This is a genomic window from Roseburia intestinalis L1-82 (assembly GCF_900537995.1).
GTDB lineage: Bacteria > Bacillota > Clostridia > Lachnospirales > Lachnospiraceae > Roseburia > Roseburia intestinalis.
Map to the genome: position 1 here is coordinate 1356700 of NZ_LR027880.1, position 16770 is coordinate 1373469.

General features: G+C 43.0%; 14 protein-coding genes, 1 other RNA gene and 1 pseudogene. 13 read left to right on the forward strand and 3 right to left on the reverse strand.

Annotated features, from left to right (window positions below; all coding sequences use genetic code 11):
- The first annotated feature begins 12 nt into the window (after positions 1 to 12).
- The 9 genes from RIL182_RS06325 (at position 13) to ssrA (ending at position 9130) form a co-directional block, all read left to right on the forward strand.
- Complete coding sequence (locus tag RIL182_RS06325) at positions 13 to 1362, forward strand: MBOAT family O-acyltransferase (RefSeq protein ID WP_006858135.1); 1350 nt, start codon at positions 13 to 15, stop codon at positions 1360 to 1362.
- Between the two features lie 15 nt (positions 1363 to 1377).
- Positions 1378 to 2301 carry a GDSL-type esterase/lipase family protein gene (locus RIL182_RS06330; RefSeq protein ID WP_242655602.1) on the forward strand — a complete coding sequence of 308 codons (924 nt, stop codon included), beginning with the start codon at positions 1378 to 1380 and terminating at the stop codon, positions 2299 to 2301.
- Positions 2298 to 2897 carry a hypothetical protein gene (locus tag RIL182_RS06335; RefSeq protein ID WP_006858134.1) on the forward strand — a complete coding sequence of 200 codons (600 nt, stop codon included), beginning with the start codon at positions 2298 to 2300 and terminating at the stop codon, positions 2895 to 2897. Before RIL182_RS06330 ends, RIL182_RS06335 begins: the two co-directional genes overlap by 4 nt.
- Positions 2855 to 4225 (forward strand): ATP-binding protein, encoded by a 1371-nt coding sequence (locus RIL182_RS06340; protein WP_134523169.1) that lies wholly within the window; start codon positions 2855 to 2857, stop codon positions 4223 to 4225. The genes RIL182_RS06335 and RIL182_RS06340 overlap by 43 nt, the downstream gene beginning before the upstream one ends.
- A gap of 68 nt (positions 4226 to 4293) precedes the next feature.
- Positions 4294 to 5643: a phosphopyruvate hydratase gene (eno, locus tag RIL182_RS06345; protein WP_006858132.1), complete on the forward strand. Its 1350-nt coding sequence runs from the start codon at positions 4294 to 4296 to the stop codon at positions 5641 to 5643.
- 64 nt (positions 5644 to 5707) lie between these two features.
- On the forward strand, positions 5708 to 5947 hold the full coding sequence (gene secG / locus RIL182_RS06350) for a preprotein translocase subunit SecG (protein ID WP_006858131.1): 240 nt from the start codon (positions 5708 to 5710) through the stop codon (positions 5945 to 5947).
- A 64-nt stretch (positions 5948 to 6011) separates the two neighbouring features.
- Complete coding sequence (gene rnr, locus RIL182_RS06355) at positions 6012 to 8150, forward strand: ribonuclease R (protein ID WP_055194360.1); 2139 nt, start codon at positions 6012 to 6014, stop codon at positions 8148 to 8150.
- A gap of 75 nt (positions 8151 to 8225) precedes the next feature.
- On the forward strand, positions 8226 to 8693 hold the full coding sequence (gene smpB / locus RIL182_RS06360; RefSeq protein ID WP_015561436.1) for an SsrA-binding protein SmpB: 468 nt from the start codon (positions 8226 to 8228) through the stop codon (positions 8691 to 8693).
- Positions 8694 to 8790: 97 nt separating this feature from the next.
- Positions 8791 to 9130, forward strand: a transfer-messenger RNA (tmRNA) gene (gene ssrA / locus RIL182_RS06365).
- Positions 9131 to 9274: 144 nt separating this feature from the next.
- Here the strand turns inward: ssrA and RIL182_RS06370 are convergent.
- Entirely contained in the window at positions 9275 to 9823 is a 549-nt protein-coding gene (locus RIL182_RS06370; RefSeq protein ID WP_006858129.1) for a Uma2 family endonuclease, read from the reverse strand.
- A gap of 757 nt (positions 9824 to 10580) precedes the next feature.
- Here RIL182_RS06370 and RIL182_RS06380 point away from each other — a divergent pair.
- Entirely contained in the window at positions 10581 to 11015 is a 435-nt protein-coding gene (locus tag RIL182_RS06380; RefSeq protein ID WP_022112565.1) for a hypothetical protein, read from the forward strand.
- Positions 11016 to 11023: 8 nt separating this feature from the next.
- Here RIL182_RS06380 and RIL182_RS22280 read toward each other — a convergent pair.
- Together RIL182_RS22280 and RIL182_RS06390 are read right to left on the reverse strand one after the other, a co-directional pair.
- Positions 11024 to 11251: pseudogene (locus RIL182_RS22280) on the reverse strand (Uma2 family endonuclease); the annotation flags it as partial.
- A 146-nt stretch (positions 11252 to 11397) separates the two neighbouring features.
- Positions 11398 to 12417: a LacI family DNA-binding transcriptional regulator gene (locus RIL182_RS06390; RefSeq protein WP_006858127.1), complete on the reverse strand. Its 1020-nt coding sequence runs from the start codon at positions 12415 to 12417 to the stop codon at positions 11398 to 11400.
- Between the two features lie 319 nt (positions 12418 to 12736).
- On the opposite strand from RIL182_RS06390, the gene xylB reads away from it, so the two are divergent.
- The 3 genes from xylB to RIL182_RS06405 all read left to right on the forward strand — a co-directional run bounded on the left by xylB (position 12737) and on the right by RIL182_RS06405 (position 16498).
- On the forward strand, positions 12737 to 14206 hold the full coding sequence (gene xylB, locus RIL182_RS06395; protein ID WP_006858126.1) for a xylulokinase: 1470 nt from the start codon (positions 12737 to 12739) through the stop codon (positions 14204 to 14206).
- Positions 14207 to 14336: 130 nt separating this feature from the next.
- The gene (locus RIL182_RS06400; protein ID WP_006858125.1) at positions 14337 to 14957 is read left to right on the forward strand and encodes a DUF4867 family protein; all 621 of its coding nucleotides are present in this window, start codon (positions 14337 to 14339) and stop codon (positions 14955 to 14957) included.
- 56 nt (positions 14958 to 15013) lie between these two features.
- Positions 15014 to 16498, forward strand: a complete 1485-nt coding sequence (locus RIL182_RS06405) for an L-fucose/L-arabinose isomerase family protein (RefSeq protein ID WP_006858124.1) — start codon at positions 15014 to 15016, stop codon at positions 16496 to 16498.
- The last annotated feature ends 272 nt before the right edge of the window (positions 16499 to 16770 follow it).

The window sequence follows — 16770 nt, forward strand, 5'->3', positions numbered from 1 at the left end:
AGAGCTGATAAGATGGTATTTAGCAGTTTTGAATTTTTATTCCGGTTTTTGCCGTTTTTTTTACTGATATATTATGTGACACCGCAGAAATGGAAAAATGCGGTGTTATTTGCGGGCAGTATTTTATTTTATACGGCAGGTGAGGCAGAATATGTAGTGCTTTTACTTGCTTCTGTGGTGATCAACTATGTTTTTGGCAGGCTGATGTACCGGGATACTTATGAGGGAAGAGGGAAAAAACAGCTGATTTTGCTGATCGTGGCGCTGTGTTACGACTTTGGTGTTTTATTCCTTTTTAAGTATAGCGGTTTCATGGATAAGCTGCCGCTCGGTATTAGTTTTTATACGTTCCAGATTGCAGCCTATATCATCGATGTTTACCGGGGAAGGGTGCCGGTGGAAAAATCGTTTATCCGGCTTGGAACGTATGTGACGATGTTTCCACAGCTGATTGCCGGACCGATCATCAACTATTCGGAGGTCCGTATGGCTTTATGCAGCAGAACCGTTACTTTCGAACAGTTTGAATCCGGATTAAAAATACTGATACTGGGACTTGGTGCAAAGGTGATCGTTGCAGACCGTATTGGACTTTTGTGGAATAACATCCAGGCAATCGGCTTTGAAAGTATTTCAACACCGTTGGCATGGATGGGAGCGTTTGCATATTCGATCGAACTTTATTTTGATTTTTCCGGTTATTCTCTGATGGCATTGGGACTGGGACGGATGCTTGGATTTGAATTTCCGAAAAACTTTAAACATCCCTATATTTCAAGATCGGTATCCGAATTCTGGAGAAGATGGCATATTACGCTTGGACGCTGGTTCCGGGAATATGTCTATATTCCGCTTGGCGGCAACAGGAAGGGAAAAGCGCGTACGATATTTAATTTATTTGTGGTATGGAGTCTGACTGCCGTCTGGCATGGGGCAGAGGGACATTTTCTGATCTGGGGAGCATCACTGCTCTTACTGCTTGCTTTGGAAAAAGCATTTTTACTGCAGTTTCTGAAAAAAAGCAAAATACTTTCCCATGTATATCTGGTGCTTGTAGTACCGCTTACCTGGATGGCATTTGCGATTGCGGATGTAGGACAGCTTGGTGTCTATTATGCAAGAATGTTTCCATTTTTCGGTGTGGGAGAAACGGTCAGACAGATGGATTTTTTGCAGTATCTGAAAGATTACGGTCCACTGTTTCTGATGGGGATTGTTTTTTCAACTCCATACCCGACAGCTTTATATAAGGTATTTGAAAAAAAATGGCTGGGGAGTCTGGCGGTGATCGTGGTGTTAGGATTAAGTCTTTATTATATGGCAGTTTCTACGAATAACCCGTTTTTGTACTTTAATTTTTAGGACTGGTGAATAAGCGTGAAAAAAATAATGAAATGCAGGGTTGCTGTCTTTTTGATCATTGGCTGGGGGGTACTTTCCCTGATCGGATATTTAAAAAAAGACGGGATCTATAAAAATTATTCCATCGATGTAAAAAAAACTCCGTATTTTGTATTGGTGTTAGACGGAATTCATGATAAAATTTATCCTTGGAGTAAAGAGTTGCCGGATCTGTTGCCGGATGGAACAAAACCACAGAACCAGGAAAGTGTCATTGCAAGTACAGAAATGACGGATGAGGAAAACGTGGCAGGGCAGACGGAAACAGTAATGCAGGATACAGAAACGGCGGCTGCAAAACCAAAGAAATTTATACAGGTGGATGACAGTTATTTTGATGATGCAGTTTTTATTGGAGATTCGAGAACGGTAGGTCTGCATGATTATGGTGGACTGGATCATTCCGATTTTTTCGCAACTGTTGGTATGAATATTTATGATCTGTGGAAAGATGCATTCTGTGAGGTCAACGGGAAAAAGGTGACATTAGAGGAAGCCTTGAAGGCAAAGCAGTATAAAAAGGTGTATTTTCAGATCGGTATCAATGAGATGGGACGTGGAACACTGGACGGGTTTATGAATGAGTATCAGAATGCAGTGGAGAAATTCAAAACACTGCAGCCGGATGCGGTCATTTATGTGCAGGCGATCATGCATGTGACCCAGAAAAAATCTGATTCGGATCCGATTTTTAATAATCCGGGCATTGATGCGAGAAATCAGCGCATACAGCAGCTTGCGGATGGTGTTCGTGTGTTTTATATTGATGTCAATGAAGTGGTGTGCGATGATCAGGGTGGATTAAAACAGGAGCTTACGTTTGACAATCTGCATCTGTACGGGTCGAAATACAACATCTGGGTAGATTTCTTAAAGACCAAAGGAATCGGGACAGAATGATGAAGTTTCGGGAAGACTGGAAAGAAAAACTGAAAAAATTTTTGAAAGCGGATGTGCTGGCAGAATGCAGGCAGCAGGTGGATCATGAGAACAGAGTCGTGCTCTGTGTCTTAAACAGTTCCATGGTGTGCCTGTCATTTATGCTGGCATTTTACATATTATGGAGAAAACAGGCAGACTATTACCATGAACATATGTGTATTTTATATGCAGCATTGTTTCTGATCTTACTGTTTGTTTCCTTTTATTCGAAAAGAGATTCAGGTATCCGTTTGTCTGTTTTGATCGCGGTCGAGTACGTTGCAACAGGTTCCTGTTTTGCCATGAATCATATTATATTTGGTGGACGGGAAAGCACAACGGCATATTATCTTCTGGTGGGACTTGCATTCTGTTTTCTGGTGCGTCCCATCCAGATGTATCTGATGCAGGCGGGGATCACCTGCATACTGGCGGTCAGTATGCGCTTGATTCACAGGCTGAACAGGATCAATATGAAGGTGAGCTGCAATGTCTTTCCGACCGCGTGGAAACGCCGGAAGAAAAGAAGCGGTTGTCAGAAGCTATGGAATTGTCGAATATCCGTGAACATTTAAAATCACAGGATGTGTATATCGTAGAGGTTCCGCTGCGTTCGAAAAATGGAAAGTACCGTCAGAAACAGATCCGCTGTATGTATTTAAATCAACAGACAGGTACACTGCTTTTAATGCTTTCCGATGTTGAGGACATTGTGAAAGAAGAAAAAGAAAAACAGGAGCAGCTGGAGAAAGCACTGAAGATGGCAGAGGCAGCCAATGAGGCAAAAACGAAATTTTTAGCCGGAATGAGCCATGAGATACGAACACCTATGAATGCGATCATCGGTTTAAATTCCATGATACGCTCATCGCTTGATGACAGGGAGCAGGTGCTTGATTATACGGAAAAACTGGATTCAGCATCCCAGTATCTTTTAGCACTGCTAAATGATATTCTTGATATGTCGCGAATCGAGAGTGGCAGCATGAAACTTGCTATCCGGGCATTTGAGGGAGATAAGTTCTGGGATAATGTCAATATGTTAGCGAAGGCACAGGCAGTCATGGCAGGTGTCGGCTATTCTTTTGAAAGAAGAAAGAAAATCTCGGAAGTGTATATTGGGGATTCCACAAGGTTAGAACAGATCATGGTAAATCTGATCAACAATGCGGTGAAATTTACCCCCAAAGGTGGAAATGTCAACGTCTCTGTTGCAGAGCAGGAAACGGATGGAAGAGTACAGCTGACCGCAGTCGTTTCCGATAATGGAATTGGTATCGCAAAAGATTTTCTGCCCAAAGTATTTGATATTTTTACGCAGGAGCATGAAGAAAATACCCGTGTTTATGGAGGGAGCGGTCTGGGACTGTCCATTGCGCGCAATTATGCAAGGATGATGGATGGTGACATTACGGTAGAGAGTGCGGAAGGAAAAGGCACCGTGTTTACCGTGACTGCAAAACTTGATTTTGACCGCTGGAAAAAGGCGCGGAAGGAAAGAACAGAGAATATCAGTTTTGAGGGAAAGCGGATTCTGCTTGTTGAGGATCATCCGCTTAATGTCATCGTTGCAAAGGGACTTTTGGAAAAGAAACAGTTTGAGGTTGTCACAGCGGAAAATGGCAAGAAAGCGGTGGAACTTGTGACAGATGCCCCGGAATATTATTTTGATGCAATATTGATGGATATTCGCATGCCGGTTTTAGACGGAATTGAGGCAGCAAGACAGATCCGTGCTTTAGACAGAGCAGATGTCAAAGAACTTCCAATCATTGCAATGACAGCAAACGCAGGAGATGAGGACAGAAGACAGACGAAAGAAGCAGGGATGAATGAACACCTTGCAAAACCGATCGATCCGAAACTTTTATATACGACGCTGCAAAAATTTATTTTACCGTAAAAAAGTTATAAATGATTCCCCGATTACACATACTACGGAAAAAGATTGTGTGAAAGGGGAATTTTTTTATGTCATTAAAAATTAAGATCACAGATGTGCATGCAAGACAGATATTGGATTCAAGAGGAAATCCGACGGTGGAGGTCGAGGTGACTGCCGAGACAGAGACAACCGGCAAAAAGATCACGGCGAGAGAGTCTGTCCCTTCCGGTGCAAGTACGGGAAGATTTGAGGCAATCGAACTGCGTGATGGTGATAAAGATTATTTCGGCCTTGGTGTGCAGAAGGCCGTGGATCATGTAAACACAAAAATCCGGGAAATGCTGCTTGGGATGAATGTGTTAGAGCAGGCAAAATTAGACCGCGCAATGGTGGAACTTGACGGAACCGATAATAAGGGAAACCTTGGGGCAAATGCGATCCTCGGGGTATCGCTTGCCTGTGCAAAGACGGCTGCAAAGGCACTGGATATGCCATTATACCGCTATCTTGGCGGAACCAATGCCAAAACGCTCCCGGTTCCGATGATGAACGTGATCAACGGCGGTGTCCACGCAAAAAATACGCTTGATTTTCAGGAATTTATGATCATGCCGGTCGGAGCACGCGGTTTCTCACAGGCTCTTAAAATGGGTGCAGAAGTATATCATTTTCTGCGCCAGATCTTAAACGAAAACGGTATGAGTACAGCAGTCGGGGATGAGGGCGGTTTTGCACCGGATTTTAAGAATACGGGAGAAGCGTTTTCTTATCTCTCAAAAGCGGTGGAAAAGGCAGGTTACCGTGTCGGGGAGGATATCGTTTATGCGATGGATGCGGCGGCGAGTGAACTGTATGACGAGGCGCGCGGCGTCTATGTATTTTCGGGAGAGTCAAAGGGAAATGGGGAAGAACAGGAGATCGCAAGAAGTTCTGAAGAGATGATCGCCATGTATGAGGAACTCGTGCAGCAGTTCCCGATCGTTTCTATCGAGGACGGATTGTTCGAAGATGACTGGGAAGGATGGCAGAAACTGACAAAGAGACTTGGTGATAAAGTACAGCTTGTCGGAGATGATCTGTTTGTGACCAATCCCAAACGTATCCAGTGCGGAATTAAACTTGGTGCTGCAAATGCAGTCCTTGTCAAAGTAAACCAGATCGGAACCGTGACGGAGTCGTTAAATGCGATTGAGATGGCGAAGTCAGCCGGATATCATACGGTCATTTCCCATCGCTCCGGGGAGACGGAGGATGCATTTATCGCAGACCTTGCAGTGGCGGTCAATGCCGGACAGATCAAGACGGGAGCACCGTGCCGCGCAGAGCGCACCAGCAAGTATAACCAGCTTTTACGCATTGAGGAGGAACTGGCAGAGGATGCGGTGTTTGTGCCGGAAGAAATCACTGAAAAGCAGAAAGCTGAAAAAATGGGTTGAAAAAAGGAAACGTCTATGTTACAATGATTAAAGTTGTGAGTTTGTAACCTAGGAGGGAACGATCGTGGCAGTTGTAAAAACAATTTTGACTGTAGTTTTTATTATAATCAGTGTGGCATTGACAGTTATCATCTTAATGCAGGAAAGTAAATCCGCAGGACTTGGAGCAATCGCAGGTGCAGCAGACACATATTGGGGCAAGAACAAAGGACGTTCCATGGAAGGTATGTTAGTAAAACTGACCAGAATTTTTGTTATCTTGTTTATCGTGATTGCAGCGGTATTAAATATGAGTATTTTTTAAGATGAATGGATGGCTGTCGCAGATGCGGCAGTCATTTTTTTCATAAGAAAAAAGGACGGGGTTTATGGAGAAAACAATTTTAGAAGAACGGAAAAAGACAATTTACCAGTTTATCTGCGATGAGTTTTATGTACCGATGAAAGCAAAGGAGATGGCAGTCGTTTTATCAGTACCGAAATCCCAGCGCAGTGAACTGCAGGAAGTACTTGATGCGCTTGTGATGGATGGAAGGATCGAGGTGACTTCCAAGGGAAAATATATCAAATCAGAAGGAAAATACTTAATCGGTACATTTACGGCGCATGCAAGAGGTTTTGGATTTGTCAGCATCGAGGGGGAAGAGGAAGATATCTTCATCCCGGAATCACAGGTGCATGGTGCGTTTCATATGGATACGGTTCAGGTGGCGGTTACTTCTGAGAATAGTGGAAAACGCAGGGAAGGCACGATTACAAAAATTATATCCCGCGGTACCACACGAATCGTATGTACTTATGAAAAAAGTAAGACGTTTGGATTTGCCGTGCCGGACAATCCTAAATTCGGTTCAGATATTTTTATTCCGCAGGAGCGTTCGAAAGGAGCTGTCAGCGGACATAAGGTCGTGGTCGAGATCACGGACTACGGCAAAGAGGGAAGAAAACCGGAAGGGAAAGTGGTTGAGATCATTGGTCATATCAATGATCCGGGGACAGACATTATGTCTATCGTAAAGGCTTACGACCTGCCGGTAGAATTTTCAGAAAAGATCATGCATCAGGTGGAAAATGTCTCGAACGAAGTCAGCACCGCAGATATGGCAGGACGCATGGATTTCAGGGACTGGCAGACGGTCACGATCGACGGGGAGGATGCGAAGGATCTTGACGATGCGATCACACTGACAAAAGAGGGAGATAACTATAAGCTTGGCGTGCACATTGCGGATGTTTCAAACTATGTGCAGGAGCACAGCGCACTGGATGTGGAGGCATTATCCCGCGGTACATCTGTTTATTTAGTCGACCGCGTGATCCCGATGCTGCCGCATAAATTGTCAAATGGGATCTGTTCTTTAAATGCAGGCGAAAACCGTCTGACCTTAAGCTGTGTGATGACGATCGATACAAAAGGAAATGTGATCGATCACACGATTGCAGAGTCCGTGATCAAAGTAGACCGCCGCATGAGTTATACCAGTGTAAAAAAGATTCTGGAAGATCATGATGAAAATGAAATCAGAGAGTATGAAGAACTGGTTCCGATGTTTGAACTGATGCAGGAACTGGCTGCGATTCTGCGCAAAAAACGTATGAAGCGCGGCTCGATCGATTTTGATTTTCCGGAGACGAAGATTGTGCTTGATGACAAGGGAAAACCGGTCGAGATTAAGCCTTACGAGCGGAATGTTGCAACGAAGATCATCGAAGATTTCATGCTGATCGCCAATGAAACGGTAGCGCAGGATTATTTCTGGCAGGAACTGCCGTTTGTATACCGTACACATGACAACCCGGATACTGAAAAAATCAAGAAGTTATCGACATTTATCAATAATTTTGGTTATTCTATCCATATCGGACAGGACGAAGTGCATCCGAAAGAACTGCAGAAGCTGCTGCAAAAGATCGATGGAACGCCGGAGGAGGCACTGATCAGCCGGCTGACACTGCGTTCCATGAAGCAGGCAAAGTATACGACCATGAGCACCGGTCATTTTGGACTGGCAACACCTTATTACTGTCATTTTACATCACCGATCCGCAGATACCCGGATCTGCAGATCCATCGTATTATCAAGGACAATCTGCGCGGACGGATGAATGCAAAGAAAATAGAGCATTATGACAAGATCCTGCCGGAAGTTGCGAAACATTCGAGCGAGATGGAGCGCCGCGCGGATGAGGCTGAGCGTGAGACCGACAAGCTGAAAAAGGTGGAATATATGTCAGAGCGTATCGGTGAGGTGTTTGAGGGTGTGATCTCCGGCGTGACCGAATGGGGATTTTATGTGGAACTTCCGAATACGGTGGAGGGACTCGTACATGTGACGACACTTGTAGATGATTATTTCCATTATAATGAAAGTACTTATGAGTTGGTTGGCGAGGTGACGAACATCCGCTATAAACTAGGACAGCGCGTACATGTCATGGTGACAGGAACTGACAAGATACTGCGTACAATCGACTTTCGTGTGGTGCGGGAGAATGAGGAAGAATAAAAAATCATCTTGCGTTCCCCGGCATTTCGGGGTATACTATACAGGCTGGATATTGGATAAGAAAGGAAGGGCATGATGGCAAAGACAGAAAAAAAACTGATTGCGAACAACAAAAAAGCCTACCATGACTTTTTCTTAGAGGAGCGTTATGAAGCTGGCATTGAGCTGCATGGCACGGAAGTAAAATCCATGCGCATGGGAAAATGCAGTATCAAGGAAGCGTTTATCCGTATCGAGAACGGAGAAGTCATTATTTATGGCATGCACGTCAGTCCCTATGAAAAGGGAAATATATTCAACCGCGATCCGCTGCGTCCGAAGAAGCTTCTGATGCATAAGTCAGAGATCCGCAAGCTGGTCGGAAAAATCGCAGAAAAGGGTTATACTTTAGTGCCAGTTGAGGTATACTTTAAAGGAAGTCTTGTGAAAGTTGATATTGCGCTTGCAAAAGGTAAGAAGCAGTATGATAAGCGTCAGGATATTGCAAAGAAGGATATGCGGCGTGAGGCGGAGCGGGATTTCAAAGTAAAGAATCTGTACTAAAGAAATTTATGGAAAAAGAATGGATGATGTGGTCTTTTTGATTCACAGGAAATGATATCTTGTGTGTGAAAGGGCTGCATCTGAAATATATATTTATGGGCTTGTAATGGTTTCGACAGGGATCATGAAGCTGGAGAAGCGAGTCGCACGGGATGCGTCAAATTCCAAAATTAAAATTAAACGCTGAAGATAATTTAGCATACGCTGCCTAATGGCAGCAGTCTGACCTAGAGCACTCACACTTTAGGACCCAGGCTTCGACTATGTGAGAAACGACGCAGGCAAAGCTTTGAGCCTGCGGGCGTACGATGAAGCTACTGAAACCGGAACTGTGCCTACGCAGGTCTGGCAGAGGGAATGTTAAAACATAGGATACGCTCGTAGAAGGACAGGGGATTGGTTTTTGGACACGGGTTCGACTCCCGTCAGGTCCACTCGTAAAGTGCCGTATTTACGGCACTTTTTAAATTTTGTGTTGCATTTCGTGACATATTTTATGTCATACTGATATAAAATAAGGACCACCATTGAAGGAAGTCCTGATTTATTCATAACAATAGAATGTTCGCAGAGCGTGTATTCTATTGCTTTAACAGCTCTGTAATGTTGATCGTCAGATCATCGTAAATACATACCTGTATATCGTCATCAAAACTGTACAGATCTGTCAGTTCTTCTTTTTCTAAATCATAAACATTTACTGTCCTGGTCAGTGGATTTACGATCCAGTATTCACGTACACCGGCAGAGTGGTATTTGAATAACTTCACACCGTAATCAATTCGTTTCGTACCTGAAGACACAATCTCGATGATCCAGTCCGGTGCACCATTATATCCACGATCATCCAGCTTAGACTTGTCACAAATAATGCTGATATCAGGTTCAACGTATGTTTTATCATCCTTATTCAGAAAAACGGCGAATGGGGCAGGATAGACCTTACAAAATCCATTGTTTTTACTGATATACTCACGGATTTCTGCGGATAAATTCATAACAAGTTCCTGATGCAATCTGTTTGGTGGTGCCATATCATAAATAACACCATCGATCAGTTCTGCACGCTGTCCTTCCGGGAGAGAATAGATGTAATCGGTTGTGTAGGTGTTTTCTTTTGAAAATGGCATAGTGTATACCTCCTTTACATTTTGATGATGGCTGTTTGACAAAAAAATATATATGACATATAATATACTTAACGAGGCAGCCGGAAGGTGAGTGCACTTCACCCGACCCGGCGAATTTAATACTAAGTTATCAAGAGATAGCCGTTCCTAAACTTTACCAGAGAGCAGGACGGCTATTTCTTATGTTTTCTGTGGGTATCTATGTAAGTCAGAATCGCCATCAACATGATGACAAAAGTAAATAAGTCATTCCATGAAACCATAATAATCATCCTTTCCGTAAGGCTCGGATCAGATGAGAGCACGTCCTCCAGCTGCCTGGGTAAGCATATTATGTTGTCGAGAGGCCATTGCAAATATAGTATCGATGATAGTATAACTTGTGTTAATGTTGTCTGTTGAGATAAATATATAAATTTCTCTTTTATATTTAACTTGTAGTATTACGTTGATCTTAACATATTTGTAATAGCCAGGCAATGATATTATACTAATTGTAGTGATATATGTTATCCGCATGTTTTATTTGAGAGTTACACATTACTGTGTATTTTTCTATTTCATATGGAGAAAGTCGTTTTTGCAGGGCTTTATTAGTTGTTTGTTTTAAAGGCTTTTTTCGGCAGGTTCATGGATTGCATGACTGGTGGAGGAGAAGAATAGGCAGTTGAGAATGGTGTGAGAAAAATATAGAGGGTTTGCACGTTGAAGAATGTTGTAGTATGATAGCGTTGCCATGAAAGGAATGATAAAATATATGAAGAAAGTTCAAAAAAATAGCTTTGAGAAGATGTGCGATAGACTTGAAGAAAATTTTGTTTTGAACGAGAATGAAATTAAGTATGTAAAAAAACATCTTTACCCAATAAAAGAGGATAAGGATATGCTTTTAAAACTTAAGGCAGAGGCATTAGAGGATGATTATATAGCTGTAATGTCGTTTGCAATTACAATGTTGGCATTGATGGTAGCAGTAATAACTCTATGCGTTACTATGCTATCAGAAATAGGAATGCCGGCTAGGTGGGTATTATTCCTGATTTATAGTGTGTTACTAGTGTATTATTTTGTTACTATAAAAAACAAAATGCGATACTTTAAAAATGTAAATAAATGGCGACAGTATATTTTGGTTTGCATAGATGAAATGGTAAATGAGCAAAATAAAAAGAAAAAGAAGAGGCATAAATAGAGTCAGATTTATCTTAACAGCTCTGTAATGTTGATTGTAAGATTATCGTAAATACATACCTGTATATCGTCATCAAAATTGTATTGATCTGCTGGGGATGCAATCTCGATGATTCAGTCCGATGCACTGTTGCATCTGTGGTCATTCAACTTAGACTTGTTACAAATAACGATGATATCAGGTTCAACGTATGGTTTATCATTCGTATTTAGAAAGACAGCGAATGGTACCGGAAACTGCCGGGATAAAAGAAACGCCGATTCCTGAAAAATCAGGAATCCGGTGAATTTGTTTTTTCGCAGACAGCATTTCTTTTTTGTGGCGGATGTGATCAGTGCGATTCTGCTCTACCGGAGTGCAAAAAAGGAAAGAAGCACATCTCTTAAAGATTCTCCGCTATTTTAATGCTTAGATCCATGTAAATGCAGCGGTTTTCCGGCAGTTTTCCGGTCAGCAGATAATCTACCAAAAGGGAGAGGGAGCGTGCACCCTGCTCATCCGGCTGTTGGCAGATTGTGGCAGAGATTACGCCGTTTCGTATCATTTCACAGGTCGATAGAACAGCATCAAATGTAATGATCTTAAGAGGACGCTGCAGGGATGCGTTTAAAACTGCACGGCATCCACCATAGACGCCGGCTGCTGTAAAATAAAGTGCAGACAGATCCGGGTGGCGGTCTAAGAGGTCAGAAACTACTTCGTAACTCTTATAATCATCATCGCCATTTTCCACGACATCCACAATGCGGATATTTGGATGCTTTGTATGAAGATGGGAGGTAAAACCGCTGATACGTTCTTCGTGGCAGAGAACATTGTGAGAGCCGGTCACGATACCGACACTTGCATAATCTCCGGAAAACAGATGTAATAACCCTGCGGCGGTCTGCCCGCATTTGTGGTAGTCGCTGCCGACATAGGCAATCCGTTTTGAATCAGGCATGTCGGTGTTGATCGTAATGCAGGGGATGCCGTTTTCCCAGAGCAAATCTATCTTTTCCTGTATGGCAGGATCATTGTAGGGAGAGAGGATCAGTCCATGGATCTCTTCTTTTAGTAGTTCATCGATCGTCTGAAGCTGACTTTGTAAATCAAAAGAAATACGGCGTTCAATCACGGTACATCCGTAAATGGACAGTTCTTCAAGTTTTTGGCGAAGACCGTCCATGACCTCATCAAAAAACGGATTTTCTGCGCCGAAAAGCAGGACACCGATTTTTAATTTTTTCTTTTGCGCTGCAAGCGCAATACCAGCCTTGTTTGGCTGATAGTCTAAAAGCTTTGCAATTTCTAAAACTTTCCGTTCTGTCTCGGCGTTGACAATGCCGCGGTGATTTAACACACGGTCCACAGTGCCGCGTGAAACACCGGAAAGCTCTGCAATTTCCTTCATGGTAGCCATAGAAAAACCCCTTTTTATTTCAATTGATTCACTTTGATGCCAACATCATTCATACAAATAAAGATAACATAAAAAACAATACATTGTCAACTTGTGTGCATGTGCACATAGATGGGAACAGGAAAAAGAAGTGTTCTACGAATCGGATGGAAGTGCACATGGCTGAAATAATGTGAAAAATGAACGTATAAGTAAATGTAAACAAAAATAAATATGAAAAAATGTACAAAAAGTATATTGCAAAATGGTCATCCCGGATGTATGATAAATAAAACGTGCACGAGCACACAATGAAGTGATTTGTAAAAAGGAGAGCGGTATGTTGTACATAGGAATTGATCTTGGAACATCTTCCGTGAAGCTGCTTTTAATGGATGCAGCCGGAAATGTAAAAAATATTGTATCAAGAGAGTATCCTCTTTATTTCCCGAATCCGGGCTGGTCGGAACAGAAACCGGAAGACTGGTACAAAGAGACGATGCAGGGGTTAAAAGAACTTTTGGAAGGTTTTCCGAAAGAAGAAGTTGCCGGAATCAGTTTTGGCGGTCAGATGCATGGACTGGTAATTCTTGATGACAAGGATGAGGTGATAAGACCGGCGATACTGTGGAATGATGGCAGGACAACAGAGGAGTGCGATTACTTAAATAATGAGATCGGCAAAGAAACATTGTCAGAATATACGGCAAATATTTCATTTACCGGTTTTACCGCACCAAAGATTCTCTGGGTAAAAAACAAAGAGCCGGAGAATTTTGCAAGGATCAAAAAGATCATGCTGCCAAAAGATTATCTTGCATATAAGCTGACCGGAGAGCACTGTACGGATGTTTCGGATGCGTCCGGTATGCTGCTTTTGGATGTGAAGAACCGATGCTGGTCGAAAGAAATGTGTGAAATCTGCGGCATTACGACCGACATGCTGCCGAAGTTATATGAGAGCTATGAATGTGTCGGTACGGTCTTACCGGAGATTGCAAAAGAACTGGGCTTATCTGAGAATGTGAAGGTGGCAGCCGGTGCGGGAGATAATGCAGCAGCTGCAGTTGCAACCGGAACTGTCGGAGATGGAAAATGCAACATTTCACTTGGAACAAGTGGAACGATCTTTATTTCTTCTGCAAAATTTGGTGTGGATAAGCACAATGCACTACATGCATTCTGTGATGCAAATGGAGCTTATCATCTGATGGGATGTATGTTATCCGCAGCGTCCTGTAACAAATGGTGGATGGATGAGATCATCGGAACCAAAGATTACAAAAAAGAGCAGGAAGCGATCACAAAACTTGGCGAAAACCATGTATACTATCTGCCGTATCTGATGGGGGAGCGTTCCCCGTACAATAACCCGAATGCGAGGGCCACTTTTATTGGCATGACGATGGATACGACAAGAGCGGATATGACCCAGGCAGTGTTAGAAGGTGTTGCATTTGCACTGCGTGATTCCTTTGAAGTTGCAAAAACACTTGGTATTCCAATCGAGCGCACTAAGATCTGCGGAGGTGGGGCAAAGAGTCCTCTCTGGAAAAAGATCATTGCAAATGTATTAAATATCAAAGTAGATGTGCTTGAGACGGAAGAGGGACCATCTTTAGGAGGCGCAATGCTTGCAGCCGTTGCATGTGGTGAGTACAAAAATGTGGAATCTGCAGCAGCCGCAATCGTAAAAGTGGTCGATACGGTGGAGCCGGATCCTGAACTTGCTGCAAAATATGAGGCACGCTACCAGCAGTTTAAAAATATTTATCCGGCATGCAAAGATCTGTTTGACAAGATCATCTGACGGACAGGAAAGGGTATTGTTCCTGACTGTTTTGAATAGTAACAGTCGGCTACCAGAAAAAATTTGCTTATGCAGGAAAGAAAACCTGCAGGGCAAATGAGATAGAAGATAAGAAAAGAGGGAATATAGCATGCAGATTTACGAAGTTACGGATGCACGTTTTCGCAAATATGGAAAAGTAATCCGGAATATTGATTTTTCAGCATTGACGGAGGCAATGAAAAAGACGCCGGTTCCATCCGATGTAGTTTACGAGCCGTCGATCGCAGAATTAGAGGCATTGCCGGTGGCAAAGGAGATTGAGAAAGTCTTTTACGGAGAACTGCCGATTCAGATCGGATACTGTAATGGACACAATGTGCTTTTAAATGCAGTGGAATATCACCGCAGCTCAGAGATCAATCTTGCGGCAACCGATGCGGTCTTAATATTAGGTTCAGAGGCGGATGTGACCGATGATTTTACCTATGAGACATCGAAAATGGAAGCATTCCGCATCCCGGCAGGAACAGCCGTGGAGGTGTATGCGACCACACTGCATTATGCACCATGTCATGTGGACGATGCAGGATTCCAGGTGGCAGTCATTCTGCCGAAGGGCACCAATTATCCGTTGGATGAGGCACACGCCGGCGGGGAGGATGCACTTCTTACAGCAAAGAATAAATGGCTGATCGGTCATGCCGAGGGCGGGCTGCCGGAGGGAAGCCATATCGGACTCATCGGCAAAAATTTAAATGTCAGAGAATAAATTTTTATAGAAAAAATGAAGTATGTACAGAAAAAAAGAAAGCGGAGGAAAACAAAATGAATAACATTCCAGAAGTAAAAGTTGGTATCGTGGCAGTCAGCCGTGACTGCTTCCCGGAGTCATTATCTGTAAACAGAAGAGAGGCATTGGTAAAGGCCTACACAGATAAATACGGTGCAGCAGATATCTATGAGTGCCCGATCTGTATCGTGGAGAGCGAGATCCACATGGTACAGGCATTAGAGGACATCAAGAAAGCAGGATGTAACGCACTCTGCGTATATCTTGGCAATTTTGGACCGGAGATCTCCGAGACACTGCTTGCAAAACATTTCGAGGGACCGAAGATGTTTGTTGCAGCAGCGGAGGAGACACAGGACAACCTGATCCAGGGACGTGGTGATGCATACTGTGGTATGTTAAATGCAAGCTACAACTTAAAATTAAGAAATGTACATGCATATATTCCGGAATATCCGGTAGGTGACGCAGCAGACTGTGCAGATATGATCCATGATTTCCTGCCGATTGCAAGAACTGTTATTGGATTATCCGAGTTAAAGATCATTTCTTTCGGACCAAGACCGTTAAACTTCCTTGCATGTAATGCTCCGATCCAGCAGTTATACAACCTTGGTGTTGAGATCGAGGAGAACTCTGAACTGGATTTGTTTGAGGCATTCAACAAACATGCAGGAGATGCGCGTATCCCTGAAGTAGTTGCAGATATGGAAAAAGAGCTTGGCGCCGGAAATAAAAAACCGGAGATCCTTGCAAAACTTGCACAGTATGAATTGACACTGACTGACTGGGTAGAAGAGCACAGAGGTTACCGCAAATATGTAGCCATCGCCGGAAAATGCTGGCCAGCATTCCAGACACAGTTTGGATTTGTACCATGCTATGTAAACAGCCGTCTGACCGGACGCGGAATCCCGGTTTCCTGTGAGGTTGATATCTACGGAACACTGAGTGAGTTCATCGGAACCTGCGTGAGCCAGGATGCAGTAACTTTACTTGACATCAACAACTCTGTACCGAAAGATATGTATGAAGAGTCCATCAAAGGAAAATTTGATTACAAACATACTGATACATTCATGGGATTCCACTGTGGAAATACCTGCTCTAAGAAACTTGCAAGCTGTGAGATGAAGTACCAGATGATCATGGCAAGAAGCCTTCCGGTCGAAGTGACAAACGGTACTTTAGAGGGAGACATTGCACCGGGCGATATCACATTCTACCGTCTGCAGTCTACATCCGACAATAAGATCCGCGCATACGTGGCACAGGGCGAAGTACTTCCGGTAGCAACACGTTCCTTCGGTTCCATCGGTGTATTTGCAATTCCTGAGATGGGAAGATTCTACCGCCATGTACTGATTGAGAAAAACTATCCGCATCACGGAGCAGTTGCATTCGGACATTACGGAAAAGCACTGTTTGAAGTATTCAAATATCTTGGCGTTCCGATGGAAGATATTAACTACAATCAGCCTGCATCCCTGCCATATCCGACAGAGAATCCATTTGCATAAAATGTACATAAATTAATATATTACCTGAAAACCCGTGCGTCTAAAACGTAACATACCGTTTTGGATGCGCGGGTTTTATTTTTGATAATAGTATGTACATGGAGGAGTATGTTGTCATTGAAAAAAATTTTTTTCAGAATATCAATTTCTTGATTTTTTCAAGTTCTCAGGCTTTATTGAAAATACTGTTTCATACAATGCAAAGATTACTCTACATATAGAGACAATAGCTGCATTATATCGAACAGATTTATAAGAATCCTTGATTTTAG